At 65.1% G+C, this 24,477-nt stretch carries 29 protein-coding genes; 20 read left to right on the plus strand and 9 right to left on the minus strand.

Annotation, left to right across the window (positions count from 1 at the left end):
• Window positions 1-107: 107 nt before the first annotated feature.
• Window positions 108-839 (minus strand): phosphonate metabolism transcriptional regulator PhnF, encoded by a 732-nt coding sequence (phnF, locus tag OWC48_RS09110; protein ID WP_282519687.1) that lies wholly within the window; start codon window positions 837-839, stop codon window positions 108-110.
• A gap of 120 nt (window positions 840-959) precedes the next feature.
• Here phnF and phnG point away from each other — a divergent pair, with 120 nt between their 5' ends.
• The 9 genes from phnG to OWC48_RS09155 are packed head-to-tail and all read left to right on the plus strand — an operon-like array spanning window position 960 to window position 7,942.
• Window positions 960-1,424, plus strand: a complete 465-nt coding sequence (phnG, locus tag OWC48_RS09115; RefSeq protein WP_014491455.1) for a phosphonate C-P lyase system protein PhnG — start codon at window positions 960-962, stop codon at window positions 1,422-1,424.
• Between the two features lie 4 nt (window positions 1,425-1,428).
• Window positions 1,429-2,037: a phosphonate C-P lyase system protein PhnH gene (gene phnH, locus OWC48_RS09120; RefSeq protein ID WP_282519688.1), complete on the plus strand. Its 609-nt coding sequence runs from the start codon at window positions 1,429-1,431 to the stop codon at window positions 2,035-2,037.
• A gap of 4 nt (window positions 2,038-2,041) precedes the next feature.
• Window positions 2,042-3,145, plus strand: a complete 1,104-nt coding sequence (locus OWC48_RS09125) for a carbon-phosphorus lyase complex subunit PhnI (RefSeq protein ID WP_282519689.1) — start codon at window positions 2,042-2,044, stop codon at window positions 3,143-3,145.
• Window positions 3,142-4,038, plus strand: a complete 897-nt coding sequence (locus OWC48_RS09130) for an alpha-D-ribose 1-methylphosphonate 5-phosphate C-P-lyase PhnJ (protein ID WP_282519690.1) — start codon at window positions 3,142-3,144, stop codon at window positions 4,036-4,038. The genes OWC48_RS09125 and OWC48_RS09130 overlap by 4 nt, the downstream gene beginning before the upstream one ends.
• Window positions 4,031-4,825 carry a phosphonate C-P lyase system protein PhnK gene (phnK, locus tag OWC48_RS09135; protein WP_282519691.1) on the plus strand — a complete coding sequence of 265 codons (795 nt, stop codon included), beginning with the start codon at window positions 4,031-4,033 and terminating at the stop codon, window positions 4,823-4,825. The genes OWC48_RS09130 and phnK overlap by 8 nt, the downstream gene beginning before the upstream one ends.
• A gap of 22 nt (window positions 4,826-4,847) precedes the next feature.
• Complete coding sequence (gene phnL / locus OWC48_RS09140) at window positions 4,848-5,546, plus strand: phosphonate C-P lyase system protein PhnL (protein ID WP_282520074.1); 699 nt, start codon at window positions 4,848-4,850, stop codon at window positions 5,544-5,546.
• Between the two features lie 11 nt (window positions 5,547-5,557).
• Window positions 5,558-6,715: an alpha-D-ribose 1-methylphosphonate 5-triphosphate diphosphatase gene (locus tag OWC48_RS09145; RefSeq protein WP_282519692.1), complete on the plus strand. Its 1,158-nt coding sequence runs from the start codon at window positions 5,558-5,560 to the stop codon at window positions 6,713-6,715.
• A complete protein-coding gene (phnN, locus tag OWC48_RS09150; protein ID WP_282519693.1) occupies window positions 6,712-7,308 on the plus strand; it encodes a phosphonate metabolism protein/1,5-bisphosphokinase (PRPP-forming) PhnN in 597 nt (198 codons plus the stop codon). Before OWC48_RS09145 ends, phnN begins: the two co-directional genes overlap by 4 nt.
• Before the next feature lie 22 nt (window positions 7,309-7,330).
• A complete protein-coding gene (locus tag OWC48_RS09155) occupies window positions 7,331-7,942 on the plus strand; it encodes a pyridoxamine 5'-phosphate oxidase family protein (protein ID WP_282519694.1) in 612 nt (203 codons plus the stop codon).
• A 177-nt stretch (window positions 7,943-8,119) separates the two neighbouring features.
• Here the strand turns inward: OWC48_RS09155 and OWC48_RS09160 are convergent, their stop codons facing one another.
• Complete coding sequence (locus OWC48_RS09160) at window positions 8,120-8,851, minus strand: SDR family NAD(P)-dependent oxidoreductase (protein WP_282519695.1); 732 nt, start codon at window positions 8,849-8,851, stop codon at window positions 8,120-8,122.
• Window positions 8,852-9,243: 392 nt separating this feature from the next.
• Between OWC48_RS09160 and OWC48_RS09165 the strand changes: the two genes are divergently transcribed.
• On the plus strand, window positions 9,244-9,465 hold the full coding sequence (locus tag OWC48_RS09165) for a hypothetical protein (protein WP_282519696.1): 222 nt from the start codon (window positions 9,244-9,246) through the stop codon (window positions 9,463-9,465).
• A gap of 22 nt (window positions 9,466-9,487) precedes the next feature.
• On the plus strand, window positions 9,488-10,441 hold the full coding sequence (locus OWC48_RS09170) for a sulfonate ABC transporter substrate-binding protein (RefSeq protein ID WP_038957690.1): 954 nt from the start codon (window positions 9,488-9,490) through the stop codon (window positions 10,439-10,441).
• A gap of 6 nt (window positions 10,442-10,447) precedes the next feature.
• Here OWC48_RS09170 and OWC48_RS09175 read toward each other — a convergent pair whose 3' ends face one another.
• The 3 genes from OWC48_RS09175 to OWC48_RS09185 form a co-directional block, all read right to left on the minus strand.
• Window positions 10,448-11,230 (minus strand): alpha/beta fold hydrolase, encoded by a 783-nt coding sequence (locus tag OWC48_RS09175; protein ID WP_282519697.1) that lies wholly within the window; start codon window positions 11,228-11,230, stop codon window positions 10,448-10,450.
• Between the two features lie 4 nt (window positions 11,231-11,234).
• Window positions 11,235-12,530, minus strand: a complete 1,296-nt coding sequence (locus OWC48_RS09180; RefSeq protein ID WP_282519698.1) for an O-acetylhomoserine aminocarboxypropyltransferase — start codon at window positions 12,528-12,530, stop codon at window positions 11,235-11,237.
• 136 nt (window positions 12,531-12,666) lie between these two features.
• Window positions 12,667-13,467: an IclR family transcriptional regulator gene (locus OWC48_RS09185; protein ID WP_282519699.1), complete on the minus strand. Its 801-nt coding sequence runs from the start codon at window positions 13,465-13,467 to the stop codon at window positions 12,667-12,669.
• A 129-nt stretch (window positions 13,468-13,596) separates the two neighbouring features.
• Between OWC48_RS09185 and OWC48_RS09190 the strand changes: the two genes are divergently transcribed.
• From OWC48_RS09190 to OWC48_RS09220, 7 genes are all read left to right on the plus strand, one after another.
• Complete coding sequence (locus tag OWC48_RS09190; protein ID WP_282519700.1) at window positions 13,597-14,562, plus strand: tripartite tricarboxylate transporter substrate binding protein; 966 nt, start codon at window positions 13,597-13,599, stop codon at window positions 14,560-14,562.
• 3 nt (window positions 14,563-14,565) lie between these two features.
• Window positions 14,566-15,183 (plus strand): flavin reductase family protein, encoded by a 618-nt coding sequence (locus OWC48_RS09195; protein WP_014491471.1) that lies wholly within the window; start codon window positions 14,566-14,568, stop codon window positions 15,181-15,183.
• Between the two features lie 55 nt (window positions 15,184-15,238).
• The gene (locus OWC48_RS09200; protein WP_282519701.1) at window positions 15,239-16,099 is read left to right on the plus strand and encodes a fumarylacetoacetate hydrolase family protein; all 861 of its coding nucleotides are present in this window, start codon (window positions 15,239-15,241) and stop codon (window positions 16,097-16,099) included.
• 3 nt (window positions 16,100-16,102) lie between these two features.
• Window positions 16,103-16,906, plus strand: coding sequence for a 2-oxo-hept-4-ene-1,7-dioate hydratase (gene hpaH, locus OWC48_RS09205; RefSeq protein ID WP_282519702.1), 804 nt, complete (start codon window positions 16,103-16,105; stop codon window positions 16,904-16,906).
• Window positions 16,907-16,931: 25 nt separating this feature from the next.
• On the plus strand, window positions 16,932-17,324 hold the full coding sequence (locus OWC48_RS09210; RefSeq protein ID WP_282519703.1) for a RidA family protein: 393 nt from the start codon (window positions 16,932-16,934) through the stop codon (window positions 17,322-17,324).
• A gap of 13 nt (window positions 17,325-17,337) precedes the next feature.
• Window positions 17,338-18,213 carry an amidohydrolase gene (locus OWC48_RS09215; RefSeq protein ID WP_282519704.1) on the plus strand — a complete coding sequence of 292 codons (876 nt, stop codon included), beginning with the start codon at window positions 17,338-17,340 and terminating at the stop codon, window positions 18,211-18,213.
• Between the two features lie 195 nt (window positions 18,214-18,408).
• Entirely contained in the window at window positions 18,409-19,926 is a 1,518-nt protein-coding gene (locus OWC48_RS09220; RefSeq protein WP_282519705.1) for a tannase/feruloyl esterase family alpha/beta hydrolase, read from the plus strand.
• Window positions 19,927-19,962: 36 nt separating this feature from the next.
• On the opposite strand, the gene OWC48_RS09225 is transcribed toward OWC48_RS09220, so the two are convergent.
• The 3 genes from OWC48_RS09225 to OWC48_RS09235 all read right to left on the minus strand — a co-directional run bounded on the left by OWC48_RS09225 (window position 19,963) and on the right by OWC48_RS09235 (window position 21,658).
• Window positions 19,963-20,970 (minus strand): LLM class flavin-dependent oxidoreductase, encoded by a 1,008-nt coding sequence (locus OWC48_RS09225; protein WP_282519706.1) that lies wholly within the window; start codon window positions 20,968-20,970, stop codon window positions 19,963-19,965.
• A gap of 243 nt (window positions 20,971-21,213) precedes the next feature.
• Complete coding sequence (locus OWC48_RS09230) at window positions 21,214-21,432, minus strand: hypothetical protein (RefSeq protein WP_028151408.1); 219 nt, start codon at window positions 21,430-21,432, stop codon at window positions 21,214-21,216.
• A 58-nt stretch (window positions 21,433-21,490) separates the two neighbouring features.
• On the minus strand, window positions 21,491-21,658 hold the full coding sequence (locus OWC48_RS09235) for a hypothetical protein (protein ID WP_282519707.1): 168 nt from the start codon (window positions 21,656-21,658) through the stop codon (window positions 21,491-21,493).
• 171 nt (window positions 21,659-21,829) lie between these two features.
• Between OWC48_RS09235 and OWC48_RS09240 the strand changes: the two genes are divergently transcribed.
• Window positions 21,830-22,066 (plus strand): hypothetical protein, encoded by a 237-nt coding sequence (locus OWC48_RS09240; RefSeq protein ID WP_282519708.1) that lies wholly within the window; start codon window positions 21,830-21,832, stop codon window positions 22,064-22,066.
• Window positions 22,063-22,512 carry a DUF3085 domain-containing protein gene (locus OWC48_RS09245; RefSeq protein WP_282519709.1) on the plus strand — a complete coding sequence of 150 codons (450 nt, stop codon included), beginning with the start codon at window positions 22,063-22,065 and terminating at the stop codon, window positions 22,510-22,512. Before OWC48_RS09240 ends, OWC48_RS09245 begins: the two co-directional genes overlap by 4 nt.
• A gap of 13 nt (window positions 22,513-22,525) precedes the next feature.
• On the opposite strand, the gene OWC48_RS09250 is transcribed toward OWC48_RS09245, so the two are convergent.
• Window positions 22,526-24,280, minus strand: coding sequence for a SulP family inorganic anion transporter (locus tag OWC48_RS09250; protein ID WP_282519710.1), 1,755 nt, complete (start codon window positions 24,278-24,280; stop codon window positions 22,526-22,528).
• Window positions 24,281-24,477: the final 197 nt, after the last annotated feature.

A 24,477-nucleotide genomic window follows, 5' to 3' on the forward strand; every position in this document is an offset into this window, starting at 1 on the left:
GGTGGGCAAAGCGAAGCGTGCCCACCACTGCCGATAGCTTGGAAAGATGGTGGGCACGGCGCAAGTGCGCCTTTGCCCACCGTACGATACCTGCGCGAGCGGGTAGATCACCCGTTCTCCACCAGAAACTCCACCCGCTCCGCGGCAAAGCGCGAGTGCTTCGTCACCAGCGGCTTGCCGGCGAGATCGTGGTCGGTCGCGTCGACCACCAGGATCGGCCGTCCGAGCGGCAGATCGAGTCGTGCGGCATCGGTCGCGTCCACGATGCCGGCGGTGATCCGGGTCGCGCCGCGGCTGTAGTCGCGGACGCCGTAATGCTCGAGCAGTTTCGTCATTGAGCGCGTCGCGGCGAACACCTCGCCCGCGCCCGGAAACAACTCCGCTGACAGCCAGGTGGTGGAGACGCAGATCGGCGTGTGGTCGGCGAGGCGGATCGCCTCGATCCGCACCAGCGGCGCGCCGGCCTTCAATCCCAGTTCGCGCGCCAGTTCGCGGGTCGCGACGTCATCGGACGCCTCGATCAGCCGGCCATGCGGTTCGCGGCCGTCGGCGCCGACGATCTCGGAGAAGCGGGTGCGCGAGCGCAAGGGATAAGCAAGGCGCTGCGCCTCGACATAGGTTCCGCTGCCGCGTTCGGCGCGCACGAGGCCGCGCTCGGCAAGTGCAGCCAGCGCGCGCCGCACGGTGTGGCGGTTCACGCGATAGGTTTCGGCGATCTCCATCTCGCCCGGCAGCTTGTCGCCGGCCGCAAAGCGGCCGTCGGCGATGCCGCGCTCGATGCCATCGGCAACGAGGCGCCACAGCGCGACGCCCGAAGAGGCTGAGTCCTGCATGCTCATGTCGCCGAGAAGCCTACTTCAGAAATCACACGTTTGTCACGAAACAGTCATGGCGCTTCCGTATCAAGTTGTCTATTATCATAGACAACTTGGATTCGGCAAGTTCTGCAGAAAGTTTCGGTGGATTTGGTGACCCAGCACAACAACCAGCAAGTCCAGCGCAAGGCCGCGATGGCCGTGCTGGCGCACGCGGAGGCGGGCGAGATCGCCGCTCGCCTCCGCGCTCTCGCCCTGCCGGCTCATCAGGAGCTGCGCGCGCCGGAAAACGGTCTCGTCATGCTGCGCGGCCGGGTCGGCGGCGACGGCGCGCCTTTCAATCTCGGTGAAGCCACGGTGTCGCGCGCCGCGGTCCGGCTCGCGAGCGGCGAGGTCGGCTTCGGCTACACGCTGGGGCGCGATGGCGAGAAGGCGCGGCTGATCGCGCTGTGCGACGCGCTGGCGCAGTCCAGTGATTTCGGCGAGGCGGTGGAGCGTGACGTTATCGCGCCGTTGCGCGAGCAGCTTATGATCCAGCGCAAGCAGGCGGCGGCCGAGACCGCCGCGACGAAGGTTGATTTCTACACCATGGTGCGCGGTGAGGGGTGAGGCCATGACCACGATTGCGGAACTTCCGCCGGGTTTCGTCGACAAGGTCTTGTCGGCGCAATCGACCTTTCGTTCCGTCATGGACGCGATGGCGCGGCCGGGCTCGGTCCAGCGCATCGTACCGATGGCGGGAGTGCCCGGGCCAACGATGCGCGGCACTGCCGCGATCGCGCTGACGCTGTTCGATCACGACACGCCGCTCTGGCTCGATGCCCGGATGGCGGAGAGGTCGGACGTGGTGAAATGGCTCAAGTTCCACACCGGCGCGCCGGTGGTGCAGGACTCCTCGATCGCGAGTTTCGCCCTGATCAGCGACGGCGCGGCGCTGCCGCCGCTCGAGCGCTTCGCACTGGGTACGAACGAGTATCCGGATCGCTCGACCACGGTGATCCTTCAGGTCGAGAGCTTGGACTCAGGGCGCAGTTTCGAACTGCGTGGCCCCGGCATCGACGGTGTCGCGACACTTCAGGCCTCGATCAGGCCTTTCGACTTGTTCGAACGGCTGCGGTTCAACGAGGCGCTGTTTCCGCGTGGCATCGATTTGGTGCTGGTCGCCGATGATGCCGTGGTTGCGATCCCGCGCACCACGCGTGTCGTGAACAAGGGAAGCTAGTCGCATGTATGTCGCAGTCAAAGGCGGCGAGCGCGCCATCGAGAACGCCCATCGCCTGCTCGCCAATGCGCGGCGTGGCGACCAGAGTGTTTCCGAAGTCACGCTCGATCAGATCTCGGAACAGCTCGGCCTCGCCGTGGACCGCGTCATGAGCGAAGGGTCGCTCTATGACCGCGAGCTCGCGGCGCTCGCCATCAAGCAGGCGCGCGGCGATCTGATCGAGGCGATCTTCCTGGTCCGCGCCTTCCGCGCCACCCTGCCGCGCTTCGGCGCCAGCGAGCCGGTCGACACCGGCGCGATGCGCGTGCAGCGGCGGGTGTCGGCGACCTTCAAGGACATTCCCGGCGGCCAGATCCTCGGGCCGACCTTCGACTACACGCATCGTCTGCTCGATCCCTCGCTGGGCCAGGGTTTTGTGCCTGAAGTGCCGGCGACGGCCGAAGCTTCGACGGCGCCCACGCCGCGCGTGACCGATATTCTGGGCCGCGACGGGCTGATCGAATCCTCGCCGCGGGCCGAAGACGGCGCCAGCGTCGGCGATCTCACGCGCGAACCGCTGAACTTCCCGGCCGATCGCGACCTGCGCCTGCAAAACCTCGCACGCGGCGACGAAGGCTTTCTGCTGGCGATGGGTTATTCCACCCAGCGCGGTTACGGCCGCAACCATCCCTTCGTCGGCGAGATCCGCTTCGGCGAGGTCGAGGTCGAATTCTTCGCGGAAGACGTCGGCTTCGCCGTGCCGCTCGGCTCGATCGAGCTCACCGAGTGCCAGATGGTCAACCAGTTCAAGGGCTCGGCGACGGAAGCGCCGTGCTTCACCCGCGGCTATGGTCTCGCCTTCGGCCAGAGCGAGCGCAAGACCATGTCGATGGCGCTGGTCGACCGCGCGCTGCGTGCCCGCGAGCTCGGCGAAGACGCCGTGGCCCCTGCGCAAGATGAAGAATTCGTGATGTCGCATTCGGACAACGTCCAGGCGACCGGCTTCGTCGAGCATCTGAAGCTGCCGCACTATGTCGACTTCCAGTCCGAACTCGGGCTCCTGCGCAAGCTGCGCAAGGAGTTTGCCGAGGCCAATGCGCCCGATGCCATGAAGGAGGCCGCGGAATGAACGCGCCCGCCTACAATTTCGCCTATCTCGACGAACAGACCAAGCGGATGATCCGCCGCGCTATCCTCAAGGCGATCGCGATCCCCGGCTATCAGGTGCCGTTCGCCAGCCGTGAAATGCCGATGCCCTATGGCTGGGGCACCGGCGGCGTGCAGGTGACCGCGGCGATCCTCGGGCCGCAGGACGTGCTGAAGGTGATCGACCAGGGCTCCGACGACACGACGAATGCGATCTCGATCCGCAAATTCTTCGCCAAGACCGCGGGCGTCGCCACGACCACGGCAACAGAAGATGCAACCGTGATCCAGACCCGTCACCGCATCCCGGAGACGTCGCTGCACGCGAATCAGGTGCTGGTCTATCAGGTGCCGATCCCGGAGCCGCTGCGTTTCCTGGAGCCGCGCGAGACCGAGACGCGGCGCATGCATGCGCTGGCCGAATACGGCCTGATGCACGTAAAACTCTACGAGGACATCGCCCGCTTCGGCCACATCGCCACCGCCTACGCCTATCCGGTGAAGGTGAACGCGCGCTACGTGATGGACCCGTCGCCGACGCCGAAATTCGACAATCCCAAGATGGACAACTGCCCGGCGCTGCAATTGTTCGGCGCCGGCCGCGAGAAGCGCATCTATGCGATCCCGCCCTATACGCAGGTGGTGTCGCTCGATTTCGAGGATCACCCGTTCGAGCCGTACCGCTTCAACGCGCCCTGCGCGCTGTGCGCGGCCGAGAATTCCTATCTCGACGAGATCGTCATCGACGACAAGGGCGGGCGGATGTTCGTCTGCTCGGACACCGACTATTGCGAGGGCCGCCAGGCCGCCGGCCATCACGGCAGCCTCAGCGCCGCGCCGTACAAGGAGAAGGCGCAGGAGGGATCAAATGGCTGAGGAGATGCTGGAGAACGATCAGTCACTGCTGGTCGCGGAGTCGCTCAGCAAGTCCTATGGCCGCATCGCCGCGTGCCGCGACGTCTCCTTCTCGCTCTACCCCGGCGAAGTGCTGGCGATCGTCGGCGAGTCCGGCTCGGGCAAATCGACGCTGCTGCAAATGCTATCGGGCCAGCTCGCGCCGAGCGCCGGCCAGGTGTCATACCGGATGCGCGACGGCATCACCCGCGATCTCACGACGCTGGGCGAAGCCGAGCGGCGCTTCCTGTTCCGCACCGACTGGGGCTATGTGCACCAGGATCCCGCGCAGGGCCTGCGCATGGCGGTCTCGGCTGGCGCCAATGTCGGCGAACGGCTGATGGCGGTGGGCTGGAATCACTACGGCCGAATCCGCGACACCGCGTCGGACTGGCTCACCCGCGTCGAGATCGACATCGCGCGCATCGACGATGCGCCGCGCACTTATTCCGGCGGCATGCGCCAGCGTCTCCAGATCGCGCGCAACCTCGTCACCGAGCCGCGGATGGTATTCATGGACGAACCGACCGGCGGCCTGGACGTGTCTGTCCAGGCTCGCCTGCTCGACCTCGTGCGCAGCCTCGTCGCGGAACTGCACCTCGCCGTCATCATCGTCACCCACGATCTCGCGGTGGCGCGGCTGCTGTCGCATCGCGTGATGGTGATGAAGGGCGGCCGCGTCATCGAGACTGGTCTCACCGACCAGGTCCTCGACGACCCCCGCGAGCCCTATACCCAGCTCCTCGTCTCCTCGATTTTGCCGCCATGAGCTTGCCAACATGAGCCCTCCGATGACCGCCATGATCGACATCGCCGCCGCGAAAAAGACCTTTACGATGCACCTGCAAGGCGGCATCGAGCTGCCTGTCGTCAGCGGCGTGACCTTCCACGTCAACCCGGGCGAATGCGTCGTGCTCGCAGGCCCGTCCGGTGCCGGCAAGTCGTCGATCCTGAAGATGATTTTTGGCAACTACCGCTGCGACTCCGGCCGTATCGGCATTCGCCATCGCGGCGCTGTGGTCGATCTCGCCACCGCCGAGCCGCGGCAGGTCCTCAATATCCGCCGCTCCACCATCGGCTATGTCAGCCAGTTCTTGCGGGCGGTGCCGCGCGTTGCGACCATCGACGTCGTCGCCGAGCCCCTGATCGTGAACGGCCTGGCGCGCGCGGAGGCGCAGCAGCGCGCCGGCGAGTTGCTGCATCGTCTCAACATTCCTGAAAGACTCTGGCAGCTTCCGCCCGCGACCTTCTCCGGCGGCGAGCAGCAGCGAGTCAACATCGCGCGCGGCTTCATCTCGGACCTGCCGATCCTGCTGCTGGACGAGCCGACCGCTTCGCTCGATGCGGCCAACCGCGCCGTCGTGGTCGATCTGGTCGCCGAGAAGAAGCGCCAGGGCGTCGCCATGGTCGCCATTGTCCATGACGACGAAATCCGCCATCTGATTGCCGACCGTATTGTTGACGTCACCAGCTTTGCCGCCGCCGCCTGAAGGAAATGGAAATGAACGCCAAGCCGAAAGAATCTGTGATCGCCAACGCCAGGATCGTGCTGGCTGACCGGGTGATCGAGCAGGGCTGGCTCGCTCTCGCCGACGGACGCATCGCCGAGATCGGCGAGGGCAGGGCCCCCGCGGGTGCGGAGGATGCCGGCGGTGACCTCATCATGCCGGGCCTGATCGAGCTCCACACCGACCATCTCGAAGCGCATTACGTGCCGCGCCCAAAAGTGTTCTGGAATCCGGTCGCCGCCGTCATCTCCTATGACGGCCAGCTCGCGACCTCAGGCATTACGACGGTGTTCGACTCGCTCCGGGTCTGGCGCGAGGACGGCGCCGAGGAAGTCGATGGCCGCGCCGGCGTGCTTGCCGCCGCGATCACGACCGCGCGCGATGCCAACCTGCTGCGCGCCGACCACTTCCTGCATCTGCGCTGCGAAATTCCGATGCCGAGCGTGGTGGAGGAGGCCAAGGAGCTGATCGACCGTCCCGACGTCAAGCTGATGTCGCTGATGGACCACACGCCCGGCCAGCGCCAGTTCCGCGACGAGGTCAAGCTGCGCGACTATTACCGCGGCAAGGGCGGCGGCAAGACCGATGCCGAGCTCGACGAGCTGTTCGCGAAGCGCTTCGAGTATCAGCGGCTTTATGCAGCGGCCAACATGCGCGAGATCGTCTCGCTGGCGCACGAGTACAATATTCCGCTCGCGAGTCACGACGACACCACCGAGGAGAACGTCGCGGACGCCGTGCGCGATCGCGTGTCGGTGGCGGAATTTCCGACCACGCTCGAGGCCGCGCGCGGCCTGCATCAGGCCGGCATCGACATCCTGATGGGTGCGCCGAACGTCGTGCGCGGCGGCTCCCACTCCGGCAACATCGCCGCGGTCGATCTCGCCCGCGAGGGCCTGCTCGACATCCTGTCGTCGGACTACATCCCGTCCAGCCTCCTGATGGCCGCGCTGCAATTGCCAGAGCATGTGCCCGCGATCAGCCTTCCGGCGGCGGTTCGCACCGTGACGAAGGCGCCTGCCGAGGCGGTTGGCCTGTCGGATCGTGGCGAGGTCGCGATCGGCAAGCGGGCCGACCTGATCCGCGTGCATGTCGCAGGCGACGTTCCCGTGGTCCGCAGCGTCTGGCGCGAAGGACACCGCGTCGCATGAGCGAGACCGCGACCATGGCACACGATGAGGCCGGCGGGATCGGACCCGGGCGGCTCGTGCTCGTGGTCGGTCCCAGCGGTGCCGGCAAGGACACGCTGTTGCGGCTCGCACAGGCTGCCTGCATCGACGATCACGACATCGTCTTTCCGCGCCGTGTCGTGACGCGCGAATCCTCCGAAGCCGAAGACAACATGGCGATGAGCCAGGACGAATTCCGCCGCGCCCGCGAGCACGGCGACTTCGCCGTGCACTGGGAAGCGCATGGTCATTCCTACGCTCTTCCGCTCGAAATCAACGATGACATTCTTGCCGGCCGGGCCGTCGTCGCCAATGTCTCGCGCACGGTGATCGGCGCGCTGCGCCAGGCCTACGCCAACGTCGTCGTGGTCGCGATCACGGCGCCGCCGGACGTGCTGGCGCAGCGGCTTGCCGCCCGGGCCCGGCACAGCGACGGCAATATCGCAGATCGCCTCGCGCGCAGCGTCGACGACGCATCGGCCAATGCCGATGTCACCATCCTCAACGCGGGCAGCGCGGACTATCACAGCCGCCAGCTCGTGCGCGTGATCAGGAACTTAGGCTGGCACGAATAGCCGGCGCAACAAGGAGAACGGAATGTCGGTGATTGAAACGGTCGAACAGCTGGAGGCCATCTACGGCGCCACCAACGATGCCTCGACCCTGAAAGTCGCCGACCACGTTACCCCGCTCTACCGCATCTTCATCGAGAAGGCCCCGTTCGCCGCGCTCGCCACCATCGGGCCGGAGGGGATCGACTGCTCGCCGCGCGGCGATCTCCCCGGCTTCGTCCGGATCCATGATCCGAAGACGCTGATGCTCCCGGATCGCCGCGGCAACAACCGGGTCGATTCCTTGCGCAACATCGTGCGCGATCCCAGGGTGTCGCTGATGTTCCTGATCCCCGGTTCCGGCAACGCGGTGCGGGCCAACGGCCGCGCCCATCTCTCCGTCGATCCCGAGCTGCTCGCCTCGTTCAAGGTCGAGGGCAAGGCGCCGCGCAGCGTCATGGTGATGAATGTGGACGAAATCTATTTCCAGTGCGCCCGTGCCATCGTCCGCTCCGACCTCTGGAATCCCGATAAGCGGATCGATCCGAAAACGCTGCCGACGCCCGGCCAGATCCTCGCCGAGACGAGCGAGAATAAAGTGGGTGGCGCGGAATATGATCGCATCTGGCCGGAACGGGCTGCTGCGACGATGTGGTAGCTCTCTCTTACCCTCTCCCCCTGTGGGAGAGGGTGGCTCGCCGCGATAGCGGCGAGACGGGTGAGGGGTATCTATCCTCACGAAAAGCGTTGTTCGCGGATAGAGACCCCTCATCCGGCGCTTCGCGCCACCTTCTCCCACAAGGGGAGAAGGGAAGAGGACATCGCGGCTCCGTTCTCAATTAAACGCCATCCCGCCACTCAGCGCGATGGTCTGCCCGGTCATGTAGGCATTGTCGACCAGCAGCATCACGGCTTTCGCCACCTCATCGGCCGTGCCGAAGCGGCCGAGCGGAATGCGGCTGACGAGGCCGGGCTGGCCGCTCATCATGTCGGTCTCGATCAGTGATGGCGCTACCGCATTCACGGTGATGCCTTCCTTCACCAACCGCGCCGCATAACCGCGCGTAAGGCCCTCCATGCCGGCCTTGGATGCATTGTAGTGCGGGCCGATCGAGCCGGCACCGCGCGCCGCGCCGGAGGAGATGTTGACGATGCGGCCCCATTTCCGCGCGCGCATCTCCGGCAGCACCGCCTGCGTGCACAGGAAGGCGGATTTCAGGTTGACCAGGATGGTGCGGTCGAAATCGTCCTCGGTGAGATCGTCGACGCCGCGCGTGATGGCGATGCCGGCATTGTTGACGAGGATGTCGATCGGCCCGAGCCCGGCCGTGACGCGCTCGACCATTGCAGCCACGGCATCCCGCTGCGAGACGTCGGCGGCAACGACAATGGCGCGACCGCCTTGCTTGCCGATTTCGCCTGCCAGCTGCTCGGCCTGTCCGATCTGCTCCCGGCAATTGATCGCCACCGCCGCGCCGGATGCGGCCAGGGCGCGACAGACGGCTGCGCCAACTCCGCGCGAGCCGCCGGTGACGAGCGCGGTGCGCCCCTTCAGATCATCCGCCATGTCCGGATCTCCCAAATTGTCTGTTCTGACGTTGCGCGAGCGTACCATGTCCGCCGCCCGCGCCTGTTGAACTCATCGCGAGATGAATCCGTCTGTCGGTGCTTGCGCCGGGAGAAGCGCGCCAGCGCGCTCGTGCCAAATATGGATAGCCATTTCATTGACCGAACGCACCAATCGCTCGATATTCGCAGCATCGAAACTGCTCCTCGAGCTTGATGCCGCGATATGAGAACGGATCACCAGCGTAATCCCAGCGACATGCACGCGTGCATGACGCGGCGCTGTTTCTCGGCGGCAACCGGCGCCTGTTGTTGTTGCTGATCGCCTCCTAGCAACCTCCCACAGCACAGATCCCACGACAGGAACGCCGAGATTCCGGCGAACGAGCAGTCATGTCCCAAATCCAGTCCAACGCCTACATTATTGAAATCCACGACCGCGCCGCCGGTATCATCACAAGAGATGAGCGCGGCTTCCGCTTCTTCTCCTCCGAGCGCCTGTTCGACAGCCTCGAAGGCCGCCAATTCCGCTCGGCGCGCGAGGCCGAACGCGCAGCCCGTGCGGTGTTTTCGGAGCGGAGCCGCCGCGCCAATTCCTCACTCTTCGCCAACTGAACCTGACGCAAAGGACCGCAACATGATTGCACGACGACATATCCTGACCGCAGCGCTTCTCCTCGCAACCGCCCTGGCCGCACCAGCACGCGCCGAGGACAAGCCGGCGGAAATCCGCATCGGCACCCAGAAGGGCGGCTTCTTCCCGGCGGTACGCCAGCGCCAAACGCTCGAAAACGCCTTCAAGCCGCTGGGCATCGAGGTCAAATGGATCGACTTCCAGTTCGGTCCGCCGCTGCTCGAGGCCATCAACGTCGGCAGCGTCGATTTCGGCTTCGTCGGCGACACCCCGCCGATCTTTGCACAGGCCGGCGGCGCAAAAATCAAATATGTCGCGGCCGTGAAGTCCGAGGGCGACACCCAGGCGATCATCGTGCCGAAGGATTCGCCGATCAAGACGCTGGCCGATCTCAAGGGCAAGCGCGTCGCCTTCGGCAAGGGATCGAGCGCGCACAATCTCCTGGTCGCCTCGCTCGAAAAGGCCGGCCTGTCCTGGTCCGACATCACGCCCGCGCCGCTCGCGCCGGCCGATGCGACGGCAGCCTTCGTGAAGGGTTCGGTCGACGCCTGGTCGATCTGGGATCCCTATCTCGCGCTCGCCGAATTGAAGGAGAACGCGCGCGTTCTCGTCTTCGACAAGGACGTGCACAAGCCGAACGCCTACTACATCGCCAACACCGACTTCGTCGAGAAATATCCGTCGCTGGTCGCGAAGCTCAACACGACCTTCGCCTCCGAAGGCAAGTGGGCGGAGCAGCATCACGAGGAGGTCGCAAAGGCGCAGGCCGAGGCGACCGGCGTCGACATCGAAGCTGTCAGGCGCTTCGTCAACCGCTCCGTCTACAGCGTGGTGCCGCTCGACGCGGAGGTGATCAGGACCCAGCAGGCCGTCGCCGACCGCTTTGCAAAGCTCGGCCTGATCCCGAAGCCGGTCAACGTCTCCGACATCGTCTGGAAGTGGACGCCGGGGTCCTGAGGCGGCTCAGCCTTTCAGCGCCGCCAGCAGCTCATCCGGGCGCTCGGCCATGATCATGTGGCCTGCGCCCGGCACCACGACGGTCTTCGCATGCGGGATCGCCGCCGCAAGCGCCTTGCCGGCCTTCGCCGGCGTCATCATGTCGCGTTCGCCGAGGATGAGCGTGGTCGGCACCTGCACGCTCGCCGCAGCGGTGAGTGCATTCGCGTAAGCATTGCAGGCCGACAGATCCCTGAAGAGCACGCCGGGCTCGCAAGATTTCAGCACCGCCTGCGCGCCGCCATGCATCCACAGGCCCGGCGCGAGGCTGCCGCCGAGCTCGGCGTTGAAGCCGAGGCCCCAGATCGACACCATGTCGTTGGCGTCCTGCGAGTTGGCCTCGGCCGCCTTCAGGAGATCCGGGCCGACCGTCATGGTCGCGGCGGTGCCGATCAGGCTCAGCGCGGAGACCTTGTCGGGATGACGCGCGGCCGTCTCCAGCGAGATCAGCGATCCCATGGAATGGCCGATCAGGTGCGCCTTCGCCACGCCGGCCGCGGCGAGCAATGCCGCCGTCCAGTCCGCCATCTCGGTGATGCCTCCCAGCGAAGGTCCGGCCGAGCGGCCGTGGCCGGGCAGGTCGGGCGCCAGCACGCCAAAACCGTGATGAGCGAACCATCGCGTGTGCAGCGCCCAGGTCGAATGATCGAAGCCGGCGCCGTGGATGAAGGCGACGGCGGGCAGGGATTTGTCGAACTCGCGGCCACCGTTTGCGACAAACACCTCGGCGCCGTTGACAGTGAGCTTCATGGTGTCAGACCTTTTGCGAGATGCGCAGCGCCTGCGCAAGATCGTCGATGATGTCGCTTGCCGTCTCGATGCCGACCGACAGGCGCACCAGCTCCTCGCCGATGCCGGCGGCCTTGAGCTGTTCGGCATCCATCTGCTGATGCGTGGTCGAGGCGGGGTGGATCACCAGTGTCTTGGCGTCGCCGACATTGGCGAGATGGCTGATCATGCGCAGCGATTCGATGAATTTTCGGCCGGCGGGTCGCCCGCCCTTGATGCCGAAGGAGACGATCGAGCCGGCGCCGCGCGGCAGCAGTGTTTTTGCGAGCTGATAGTCCGTGTGGTCCTCCAGCGAGGGATGCAGGACCCAATCGACAGCCTTGTTCGACTTCAGCGCCTCCAGAACCAGATGTGTGTTCTGGATGTGCCGGTCCATGCGCACGCCGAGCGTCTCCACGCCCTGCAAGAGTTGGAACGCGTTGGTCGGGGACAGGCAGGCGCCGAAATCGCGCAGGCCCTCGGTGCGTGCGCGCATGATGAAGGCGCTCGTGCCGAACTGTTCGTCGAAGACGATGCCGTGATAACCGCCATAGGGCTCGGTCAGCACGCCGAATTTCCCGGAGCCGCGCCAGTCGAACCGGCCGCCGTCGACGATGGCACCGCCGATCGCGATGCCGTGGCCGCCGATCCATTTGGTCGCCGAGTGCATGACGATGTCGGCGCCAAGCTCGATGGGGCGGCTGAGATAGGGCGTGGCAAAAGTGTTGTCGATCAGCAGCGGAATCTTTGCCTCATGGGCGATAGCGGCGACCTTCGGGATATCGAGCACCTCGAGCCCGGGATTGCCGATGGTCTCGCCGATCACGAGTTTCGTGTTAGGCTTGATCGCGGCGCGGAACGCGTCGAGGTCGCGCGGCTTCACAAACGTCGTCGTGATGCCGAAGCGCGGCAGGGTGTGCGCCAGCAGATTGATGGTGCCGCCGTAGAGCGAGCTCGACGCCACGATGTGGTCGCCGGCATTCAAGAGCGTCGCGATGGCCAGATGCAGCGCGGCCATGCCGCTCGCGGTGCAGATCGCGCCGACGCCGCCTTCGAGCGCCGCGAGCCGCTCTTCCAGCACGCCGGTGGTCGGATTGGAGATGCGCGTATAGATGTGGCCGGCGCGCTCCAGATTGAACAGCGCGGCGGCGTGATCGGAATCCTGGAACACGTAGGACGTGGTCTGGTAGATCGGCACCGCGCGGGCGCCGGTCGCGGGATCCGGATGCTGGCCCGCATGCAGGCTCAGGGTCTCGAAGGCAGGCGGTTTTGGCGCGGGCATGCGTGGCCTCGTTGGTCGGTCGGCGGAGGTGGCCGTTGTGCCATAAAATGGCGCGGCACGTCAGCCCATTGACAGCGGCGAAGGTGCGCCCCCTCGCCCCGCTTGCGGGGAGAGGCGAAGAGTCGCCTCAGCCAAGCTAGCCCCCGATCGCCTGCTCGATGATCCGCGCCTCCCGCAGCAAAATCTCCACCACCTCCTGCTCGCGTCGCGGGCCGAGCCTCGTCCGAACGGCGGAGACGGTGATCGCCGCGGCAGGCCGTCCGTCCGGGGTCTTGATCCAGGTGGAGATCGATTTCGTGCCCTGCACGAGGCCGATCTCCCTCATGCCGTATCCCAGCCGTCTCGCGGCCGTGACCTGGCCGAGCACCGTCGCGACGTCGGTCCGGTAGGCCTCGAATCGCTTCTCGTTGGCCGCGACGATTTTTCGCGCATCAGGCGCCGGCATCGCGGCGAGGATGGCGACACCTGCGCTAGAGACGCCGAGCGGCCGGCGCGCGCCGACCTCGATCGACAGCACCTGGATCGGATAGATTCCGATCCTGCGATCGACGCACAGCGTGTCGTTGCCGGTCCGCACCGTCAGGAACAGCGTGTCGCCGATCTCGGTGGAGGCGCGCCGCAGCGACGGATTTGCGGCGACCAGCAGCCGCGACGGCCGCGGGCGTGCAAGTGCGAGCTCAGGCACCTGGTTGCCGATCGCGTAGCGGCCGGTTCGCTCGTAACGTTCGACGATGCCTTCCTCGATCAGCACGTGGACGATGCGATGCACGGTCGGGCGGGTGAGGCCGGTCGCGCGCACGACCTCGGCCAGTGGCACGCCGTCTTCGCGCCCTGCGGCAAGAATACGCAGCACCGCGAGCGCGCGCCGGATCGCCTGCGCGCCCTGTCGCGGCTCAGGCGTTCCGCGGGCGGATCTTGCGGAGTTCGTCCTGTCCATAATATGGACAAGAACGCCACAATTCACTCGACAGGTAAAGCGCTCATCTGGAGATTGCGCCGCGATCGAGCGCCATGCGCGACGTCACGGCATTCGATATGGAATTGGAAGCGCCGCCGGGAGGTTAACATGAGATTAATCTGGATTGCCATAGCTGCCGCAGCTGCGATGCTGGCGGGACCCGCATCGGGCCAGCAATGGCCGGCGCGCAGCGTCAAGCTGATCGTTCCCTATCCCGCCGGCGGCAACGTCGACAGCGCCGCGCGCATCGTCGCCGACAAGCTCCAGGAAAAGCTCGGCCAGCCCTTCATCATCGAGAACAAGGCCGGCGCCGGCGGCATGATCGCTGGCGAAGCCTTCGCGAAATCGGCGCCCGACGGCTACACGCTGTTCGTCGGCGCCAACGGTCCGGTGCTGTTCGCGACCGAGATCAACAAGCGCGAGGCCTATAACTGGAAGAAGGATTTTCTTCCGATCTCGACGATCTCGATGACGCCGCTGGTGCTCGAAGTGCACCCGTCCGTGCAGGCCACGAATTTCAAGGAATTCATCGAGCTCGCCAAGCGCGAGCCCGGCAAGCTGACGATGGCCTCGCCCGGCCCCGGCACCACCAACCATCTGCTCAGCGAGCTGATGCAGTCGAGCCTCGACCTGCAATGGGTCACCGCGCATTACCGCGGCAATGCGCCGGCGATCAACGATCTCCTGGGCGGCCAGGTGCAGTTCGCGTTCGACCAGCTCACGGTCAGCCTTCAGCACATCAAGGCCGGCCTGTTCCGTGCGCTCGCCGTCACCAGCCCACATCGCCTGAAGTCGTTGCCTGATGTCCCGACCTTCGCCGAGCTCGGCTACAAGGACTTCGACGGCCAGACTTTTACGGGCCTGTTCGCGCCTGCCGGCACGCCGGCGCCGATCGTCGACAAACTTCACGAGACGCTGGTTGCGATCCTGAAAGATCCCGGTGTGGTCGACAAGTTCGAAAAGCTTGGCGGCGAATCCACCCCGATGACGCCGGACGAGTTCAAAGCCTATCTCGTGCGCGAGGACGCCAAGTGGATTCCAGTCGTGCGCAAGGCCAACATCAAGGCTGATTGAGCGATGCGGATCGACCCCACCGAGCTCGGCGCGGAGCGCATCTACCGGCTGATGACCGGCATCGTGGTGCCGCGCCCGATCGCGTGGGTCACGAGCCTGTCGCGCTCCGGCGTGCTCAACCTCGCCCCCTTCAGCGCCTTCACCTTCGTCTCGCAGAAGCCGCCGATGCTCGCCATCAGCGTCGGCCGCAAGGGCGCCGATTACAAGGACACCGCGCACAACATCCTCGATACCGAGGAATATGTGATCCACATCGCCGATACCCCGCTGATGTCCGCGGTGCACGACAGCTCGGTCGAGCATCCGCCTGAAATCAGCGAGGTCGAGCATCTCGGGCTGGAGACGCTGCCGTGCGAGCGGATCAAGGTGCCGCGGCTGGCGGCGGCACCCGTGGCGATGGAGTGCCGCTTCCGGCAGTGCCTCGAATTCGGCGAGGCACGCAGCCGGCTCATCGTCGGCGAGGTCGTGATGTTCCACATCCGCGACGGCCTCGTGAATGACGGCAAGGTCGAGACCGCGGCGCTCGACCCGATCGCGCGCATCGGCGGCCCGCGCTACGCCCGTCTCGGCGAGATCGTGACGCTGAACACCGTCTTCCAGACTCCCAAATCCAAAGACTGAGCGCGCGGCCCATCGCACGGGCCCTTGTGCCTGAAGACCATCGGAGAACACGACAATGCGACTCGTAAGCTATCTCTTGAACGGAGAGCCGCGCTACGGCGCCGCCGTTGAAGGCGGTGTCGTCGATCTGACCAGGCGGATCGGCCGCGACTTCTCCGACGTGAAAGCGTTGATCGCGGCCAATGCGCTCGCGGACGTGCAGGAAGCGGTGGCCGGACAAAAGCCCGACCACGCGCTGGAAGGCCTCGTCCTGCTTCCGCCGGTGCTGGCGCCGGAAAAGCTCTGGTGCATCGGCGTCAACTACGCCGAACGCAACGCCGAGTATAAAGACAGCTCGGACCTGCCCAAATATCCCAGCCTGTTCGTGCGCAGCATGTCGTCCATGACCGGCTCCGGCCAGCCGATCGAGAAGCCGCATGTGTCCGACCAGCTCGATTATGAAGGCGAGCTCGTCATCGTGATCGGGCAGGGCGGCCGTCACATCCCGCGAGAGCAGGCCTTCGCGCACATCTTCGGCATGACCCTGTGCAACGAGGGCACGATCCGCGACTGGCTGCGCCACGGCAAGTTCAACGTCACCCAGGGCAAGAACTTCGACCGCTCCGGCAGCATCGGGCCGTGGATCGTCACGGCCGACGAGCTCGATCCGCGCGGGCCTCATGACATCATCACGCGCGTCAACGGCGAGGTGCGGCAGCAGGACACGACCGAGCGGCTGATGTTCCCGTTCGATTTCCTGATCTCCTATCTCTCCACCTTTGCCACCCTGAAGCCCGGCGACATGATCGTCACAGGCACGCCGACGGGCGCGGGCGCGCGTTTCGATCCGCCGCGTTGGCTCAGGGTGGGCGACGTCGTTGAGGTCGAGTCCAGCCGCATCGGCGTGCTGCGCAACACCGTCGCCGCGGAGCAGTAACCCATGCTTGATACCGCCACGATCGAACGCCTCGCGGCGCGCCTGGATGAGGCCGAGCGCAGCAAGACGCTGATCCCGATGTTCTCGAAGGAATATCCCGACTTCGCCATCGAGGACGCCTACGCTATCCAGCGCGCCTGGACGAAACTTCAGCTCGACCGCGGCCGCATCATCAAGGGGCACAAGATCGGGCTGACCTCGAAGGCGATGCAGAACGCGGTCGGCATCTCCGAGCCCGACTACGGCGTGCTGTTCGCCGACATGTTCTATGCCGACGCCACGCCGATCCCGTTCGACCGCTTCCACGCGCCGCGCATCGAGGTCGAGCTCGCCTTCGTGCTGAAGGCGCCGCTCCGTGGGCCTGACTGCACCATCTTCGACGTGCTCAACGCCACTGACTACGTCACGCCTGCGCTCGAAATCCTGGAGACGCGCATGCATCGCGTCGATCCCGATACCGGCAAGACGCGAAAAGTCATGGACACGATCTCGGACAACGCGGCGAACGCCGCGCTGGTGCTGGGCGGCCGCCCGTTCCGTCCCATGGATGCGGACCTGCGCTGGATCGGCGCGCTGCTGTTCCGCAACGGCGAGGTCGAGGAGACCGGGCTTGCCGCCGGCGTGCTCAACCATCCCGCCAACGGCATCGCCTGGCTCGCCAATCGCCTCGCGCCGCATGACGAACATCTCGCGGCCGGCGAAGTGGTGCTGGCGGGATCGTTCACGCGGCCCGTCGACATCCGCCGTGGCGACACCTTCCACGCCGACTATGGCGTGTTCGGCTCGGTGTCGTGCCAGTTCGTCTGAATCAACACATAAGAGGGAGCGCACCATGACGGGTCAAACGCGCCGCAAGAGCATCCACATCGGCGGCTTCAAGCACGCCAACCCGATTCCCAACGCCTGCCGCATCGGCAATCTCGTGATGTCCGGTGTCATCCTCGGCCGCGATGCGGCCGGCGTGATGCCCGAGGGCCTGGACGCGCAATGCGCCAACATGTTCGCGCACATGAAGGCGACGGTGGAGGCCGCCGGCGGCACCACGGACGACATCATCAAGATGACGGTGTGGCTGAAGGACCGTACGCAGCGCGGCCCGGTCAATGTCGAGTGGCTGAAGATGTTTCCGGACGAGCATTCGCGCCCGGCGCGCCACGCGCTGCCGATGGACAACATGGACGGCGGCGCGCTGGTTCAGTGCGACTTCACTGCCGTGATCGACTGAAGGAGACTCGCGCATGCCGACCTATCTGCCGTTCGACCCGAACCCGCGCCGTCCCATCAAGGCGCCGCCGCCGAAGACCGTCGACAGCCAGTTTCACGTGCTGGGGCCCATCGATAAATATCCGGAGCGTCCCGGTGCGGCCTACCGGATGCCGACCGCGACGTGGGAAGCGGCGCTGCGCGTGCACAAGACGCTCGGCATCGAGCGCGGCATCATCGTGCAGACCACCACGTACGGCGCGGATCATTCGGTCGTGCTCGACGGCCTCGCCGCGATGGGCCCGAATTATCGCGGCTGCGCCAATGCGCTGGTGTTCGCGGAGGCGAACGACGCTTATCTCGCCAAGCTGCATGACGCGGGCGTGCGCGGCGCGCGCTTCAGTTTCCGCCAGGAGCTCGGCGCGGTGCTGTCGGACGCCGATTTCGCCCGCGCCATCGCGCGCATCCGCGAGCTCGGCTGGTACGTGAAGATCCAGCCCGAGAAGGACGGCATCGTCTCCAGCGTCGCCAAGTACGAGAATCTCGACGTCCCCGTGCTGATCGACCATATGGCGCGGCCCGATCCGGAAGCCGGCAAGGCCGATCCGAACCTGCGCAAGATGCTCGAGCTGCTCGCCAAGGGCAATTTCTGGGTGATGCTGTCGCTCGGCGAGAAGACCTCGAAGGTTGGCCCGCCTTACGACGACGTGGTCCCGATCGCGCGCGCCTATATCGAGGCCGCAATCGACCGCTGCGTCTGGGCCAGCGACTGGCCGCATCCCGTCTCCGTCAAGCAGCCGCCCAACGACGCCGACCTGCTCGAGCTGATGTATCGCTACGCGCCCGACCAGGCCGAGCTGGAGAAGATCCTGGTGCACAATCCGGCAAAGCTGTTCGGCTTTCCGGACTAGTCGGGTCGTTCACGATCGGGGGGCATGTTGATGGTCTCGGCACGGCGAAGGCTGCGCTGCCAATCTTGGCCGAGTGCGGCGCTTGCTTTCGTGGGGTGCGCCGTCTCTATCGCAACTGCGGCCGCCGGCAGCGACGCCGTCTCGCCCGTGACAGCATGCGATCGGCTTCAATCGGAGTCCGGTCCGACGATACGCGTGAGCGAGGCCCAGCTGCGTCCGGCGGCCGGCGGGCTGGCCGCTCATTGCGAAGTGCTTGCCTACCTGGACGAGCGAACCGGCGTTGACGGCCAGAAGTTTGCCATCGGCCTGCATCTCAGATTGCCGGAAGCGTGGAACGGCCGCTTCGTGTTCCAGGGGCAGGGAGGCACCGATGGCGTCCTCGGCAGCGGGGATGTGCAGCCCGGTGGCGGACGGCCCAGCGCGCTCAATCAGGGCTACGCGACGGTCACGACAGATGCCGGACACAGCAACGCGCCGGGTCCCCTCGGCGGCGCCAGCTTCGGCCTCGATCCGCAAGCGCGGATCGATTTCGGCTATCGCGCCGACGACGTCGTGACCCGGCAAGCCAGGCACTTCATCCAGACCTATTATGGCCGCTTGCCCAGCTACTCTTATTTCCTGGGCTGCTCCAATGGCGGGCGGCACGGGATGGCGATCACGCAGCGCTTCCCGGAGCACTTCGATGGGGTGGCAGCGGGTGCACCGGCTTTTCGAATGCCCGAGAAGGGTCTTGCGGGGGCCGCGTCGACGCAAGGCTTTGCGGCGATCTCACCGAAGGCCCCGGACGGCCGCCCCATCCTGGCGCAGGCCTTGTCTCAGGCCGATATGGAATTGCTCTCCAGGGCGATCGTTCAGTCCTGCGACGCAGCCGATGGACTTGCCGACGGGATCATCGACAATGTGCCTGCCTGTCGATTCTCGCCGCGCACGCTGCAGTGTACGTCCGAGAAGACCGCCAGCTGCCTCTCCGCTGCTCAAGTCGCAGCACTCGAAAACCATTTCCAGGGGCCGACCACGGCACAGGGGCGCCGGATCTATGCGTCATATCCCTATGACTCCGGAATTGCCACGGAGGGATGGCGGCGCTGGATTCTCGGCACGGCACCCGACAGCCGCGTCAACGCGTTCAACGTGTCCTTTGGAGCGACGCTGGCATATCTCTATATGACCCCTCCGCAGGCGCCGTTACCGAATGAAGCGGAGGCGGTTTACGACTTCTACCGCTCCGTGGATGTGACGGCCGCCCACACGAGAATATTTGCCACGAGCGCGGCGATGCCGGAATCCTCGGTGCAGACGATCTCCGCGAATGCAGTCGATCTCTCCGGTTTCCGTCAGCGGCGCGGCAAGCTGCTGCTCTATCACGGCGTCAGCGACCCAACCTTCTCGGCGCTGGATACGCTGGATTGGTACAAGCGGCTCACGGACGCGGCAGGCGGAGAGAAGGCGACGGGCGAATTCGCCCGCCTCTTCCTTGTGCCCGGCATGAATCATTGTTCGGGAGGGCCTTCCACCGACAGCTTTGACGTGCTGACCCCGTTGGTGACCTGGGTCGAGCAGGGCCGCGCGCCGGAGCGCATCGAAGCTCGCGCGGGTGCGACGACACCCTGGCCGGGGCGCAGCCGGCCGCTGTGCCCCTATCCTCGCCAGGCCCGCTATCTTGGCCAGGGCAGCATCGAGCAGGCCGAGAGCTTCACCTGCGCCGCTCCATAATTCATCCGTCACCGTGACACTCACGGTGCGCGATGCTCACGCTGCCGGCTGCTTCGCCAGCCGATCGCGCGCTTCGGCCGCGATCTCGAACGAGCGCAGCCGCGCGGCGTGGTCGTAGATCTGGCCCGTCGTCATCAGCTCGTCCGCGCCGGTCTCGGCGATCAGCGCCTTCAGCTTCTGCTCGACCGTTTCAGGCGCGCCGATGGCGGAGCAGGACAGCGACTGGCCAACCATGGCCTTCTCGGCCGGCGACCACAGCGCGTCCATGTCGTCGACCGGCGGCGGAAGCGGGCCGGGCGTGCCGCGGCGCAGATTGATGAATTGCTGCTGGAGCGAGGAGAACATCCGCTGCGCCTCCGCGTCGCTCTCGGCGGCGAACACGTTGACGCCGACCATCGCGTAAGGCTTGTCGAGCTGCGCCGACGGCTCGAAGCGCGCCCGATATTCGCGCAGCGCCGGCATCATCATTTGGGGCGCGAAATGCGAGGCGAACGCGAAAGGCAGCCCGAGCATCGCCGCAAGCTGCGCGCCAAAAGTGCTCGATCCCAGGATCCAGAGCGGTACCTTCGTCCCAAAGCCGGGCACGGCGCGGATAGCCTGGTTCGGCTGGACATCACCGAGCAGCGCCTGCAACTCCAGCACGTCGTGCGGAAAATTTTCGGAAGTCGTGGCGAGGTCGCGCCGCAATGCCCGCGCCGTGAACTGGTCGGTGCCCGGCGCGCGGCCGAGCCCGAGATCGATGCGCCCGGGATAGAGCGACTCCAGCGTGCCGAACTGCTCGGCGATGACCAGCGGCGAATGGTTCGGCAGCATGATCCCGCCGGACCCGACCCGGATCGTCCTGGTCCCGCCCGCAACATGCCCGATCACCACCGACGTCGCCGCGCTCGCGATGCCCGTCATGTTGTGATGCTCGGCCAGCCAGAACCGCTTAAAATCCCAGCGCTCGGCATGCTGGGCGAGGTCGAGCGAATTGCGGAACGCCTGCGCCGCATCGCCACCTCTTCGGATGGGAGCGAGGTCGAGCACGGAGAAGGGGATCATGGGTGGGTACCGGGTGGGAGTGCGATGTGCGCTGCGGCCTCACATGTAGTGGCTCATTATGGAAATGTTAGCGCGCCCGTAGCGCGCAAATGCAATCCAAATCTGCTGCGCTAACGTCAGAGACGATGTAGCGGGCCAGGATCTACCTTTCTGCTTCTCAAGAGCGAAATCGTCCTCCGTTACTAGTTTTGGCTCAGCCCCCAGCGGTCGAGATGTGGCCGGCACCTTTCCCGTTGGCGGCAGCTACAGCAAGCCGCGCTTGTGCTGGATGATGATGATAACGCGAATGATGCAGTCCGATACCGACTCGCCGGGCCGCCGTGCCTTGTGCAGCATTTGCCACGTCACCTCATCGATCTGTATCTGCCATTTGCCGCTTGCCAGGCGTTGTCCGGTATCGTCGGACGGGAACTCGGCCGCAATCAGAGCGCGGCACTCGTCGGTGATTTCAATTTCCGGCATTGTTGGTCGTTCTCGCGGACGGTGTGCTCGCGTGCAGCCCTCGCCCGATCTGGAGAGATCAGCCAGTTAAATCGCGGTAACAACCGATCCAGCCGAAGCCGATGCCGATCGTCCTGACCGTGGACGAGGAGCGCGACATCTGGACGCAGTCGCGGTAGGGCGCTGCGGCGCCACCAGTGGATGCCTGCTGAATATTGAGGGATGCGGCGCTGACAAGAAAGATCATTCAACGGCTTGGGTCTCGTTCGCGCAGCCGTGACGCTCGAGTCGTCGGGCTCCCGTCGTCGCCGGACATTGCCAATCCTTCACAACCTTAATGCGGTTTAACGAGGTTTCCATAAGCGGTGCGAGTAAACCGCGAGTCGCCGGGGGCGTCCTCCAGACACGAGATGACGCCGTGAAGTTTGACGAACAGGAACGCACCGCGCTGACGGACGCTGGGTTTTCCGTCGCCGACAACAGCAAGGCTGCCTACGTCGAAGCCGTCGTGGTGATCGCCCCGTACGACGCCGAAACCTATTGGCTGACGTTCGCCCTGCCGAATGATGCCAAGATCGTGTGCGTTGTGCCACGCGACCAGATTGCCGACGCGATCACGGATAACCACGCAGCTCGGCGGAACCAACTTCAGTGAAGCTGACCTTTCCTCATGCAAGGCTGAAGGCGCTCTGGAACGAGGCCGTCCGGCAATGGCCGGTTTCGGTGCGAGCCATGAACGGTCGAGATTCACCCGGTTTCTGGCTTGTCGGTGGCCAAGGCATCTATCTCGTGCATAACGGCGCCCGGCCTCGGGGCAGCGTGACTCTGGCCTACGCAAACGAATGCGACCCGCTCAGGGTGCCGGTCCAAACCTGGTCGGGTATCAAGCGCGCCATCTTCGGCGATAACGATGGGAGGGAATTCGTCGATCTGGTGATGATCGGCACTGCCGTCGATGCCGGCGCCGACGTCGAGGTGACCTTCGAGCCCGACACGATGACGGTGGCTGTCGTCGAAAAAGGAGCGGCGAGCATACGACTGCAATCGCTGCGCATCCGGGACAAAAATGACACCGCGTCAGGACGCAGTCGTCGGGTTTGAGTCTGAATCTCGGCTAAGGACCAGACGCGGTATCTCGGCCCGCTACTCTCTCCAAGCCCCGCACGTCGTTGTCCTCCCAGTCCTCCCATTCCACGTTGTTGGTTTCGAGATAACGGGCGACGGCTACGCCGATTGTCGGGAAGAAGTAATGCTCTCCAAGCTGCGCGAAGAGGCCAAATCTTTTCAGCTTGTCCTTCACGGGATCTTTGAGTTCGGCAAAACAAAACTCTATGCCTTGCGCGTGCAACGATCGGTCCAGTTCGGCAACCACGTCGCAGGCGGTGACGTCTACGCTCGTGACCGGCTCCGCGGCAACAACTAGCCAACGCACGGGTGTTGGCGATGTCGCTACGGCTTCCAGGACGCGTTCCCTGAAGAATTCGGCGTTGGCAAAAAACAGAGGTGCATCCCAGCGAAACAGGACCAGCCCGGGGACCCGGCGCGCATCCGGATATCGTGTGATGTCGTGATAGCCTTTGACGCCGTAGGCGCGCCCCAATACGGCGGAGTGTGGGCGCCAACCGTCCCACAGGAACTCGATGATAGCGATTGCGATCGCAAGACCAATTCCTGGAATGACTCCGAGCACTGCTACACCGACAAAGCAGACGATCGCCAGCCAGAATTCCCACCGTTGAATGCGATAGATTCGTTTGAGATCGGCAACTTCAATCAAGCCAATCGCCGATGCGATGACGACGGCGGCCAATGCGGCGGTGGGTAGATGTTGGAGCAGGCTCGGCGCGACCAGGAGGAGCAACGCGATGGCAAGCGCGCCTACGACGCTGGTGAGTTGAGTGCGGGCACCGGCGGCTTCCGCAACGGGTGTCCGTGAACTACTGCTGCTGATCGGGAAGCCCTGGAAAAATCCCGTCGCCAGATTGGCGGCACCGAGCCCGACCATCTCTTGGTTGGGATCGACCCGAGACCCCAATCGTGCAGCGTAGGCACGTGAAAGTACGCTCGTATCGGCAAACGAAACCATCGCTACTGCACAACCGCCGATCAGCACCGGGACGAGGTCGCTGGAGGTGATCCATGGGACAACGAAACCCGGCAGGCCCTGGGGAAGGGGGCCCAGCACCTTGACGCCGTATTGCGTCCCGAGATCAAGTACCCCGACGACGAGCGTAGCCCCAACGACCGCGATCAGAAGCCCCGGTACCCGCTTGTTGTTCCTGAGAAGCAGGATCACGATCAACGTGGCGAGGCCAATCGCGAACGCGACCCAGTTTATCTGCCCCCCAAGGATCGCGCTGACAATCGCCCACAGGCTTCGCAGTGGCCCCTCGCTCTCGATGGAAAAGCCGAAGAGCTTAGGCAGCTGGCTGATCAATACGGTCAGGGCAATTCCGTTCATATACCCGTAGCGTATCGGCTTCGAGAGAAGCTCGGTGATAAAGCCAAGGCGCGCGACACCAGCCAGGATACAGACCGTCCCTGAGACAATCGCCATCATGCCCGCGAGTGTCACGGCCCGCAGGGGATCGCCCTGGGCCAAGGGAGCGATGACTCCAAGGAGTATTGCCGCCAGCGCCGAGTCCGGGCCAAGGACGAGAATGCGGCTTGGGCCGAACAGCGCGTAGGCCAGCAGCGGCACGATCGTTGCGTACAAACCGTAGATGCCCGGCAGGCCCGATGCAGCTGCATAGGCAATGCCGACCGGGACCAGCATTGTCGCCAGGACGATGCCGGCGAAGATATCGTGCGGAAGCCATGCTGCCTCATATTGACGGAGAGTGTCGAGTCCGGGCAACCAGCGCTTCATTGATGGTCTCTCCCAGCCCGCATTGAGCAAGTTTGCCCCGCATGATGTGTTGGATCGATCAGGCTATTACGCCCGCAGCAGGCTGAACAGTGACCCGGCGCTATGGCCGAAGCAGCACAGCGGGCCACATGGGTGCCAGCCGGCACCAAGTCTTCCCTGCGCCCTCTTCACGGAAGAGGGGGAAGGACCAAAACCGA

Source organism: Bradyrhizobium sp. Arg816, assembly GCF_029989365.1.
In the GTDB taxonomy this organism is placed as follows: domain Bacteria; phylum Pseudomonadota; class Alphaproteobacteria; order Rhizobiales; family Xanthobacteraceae; genus Bradyrhizobium.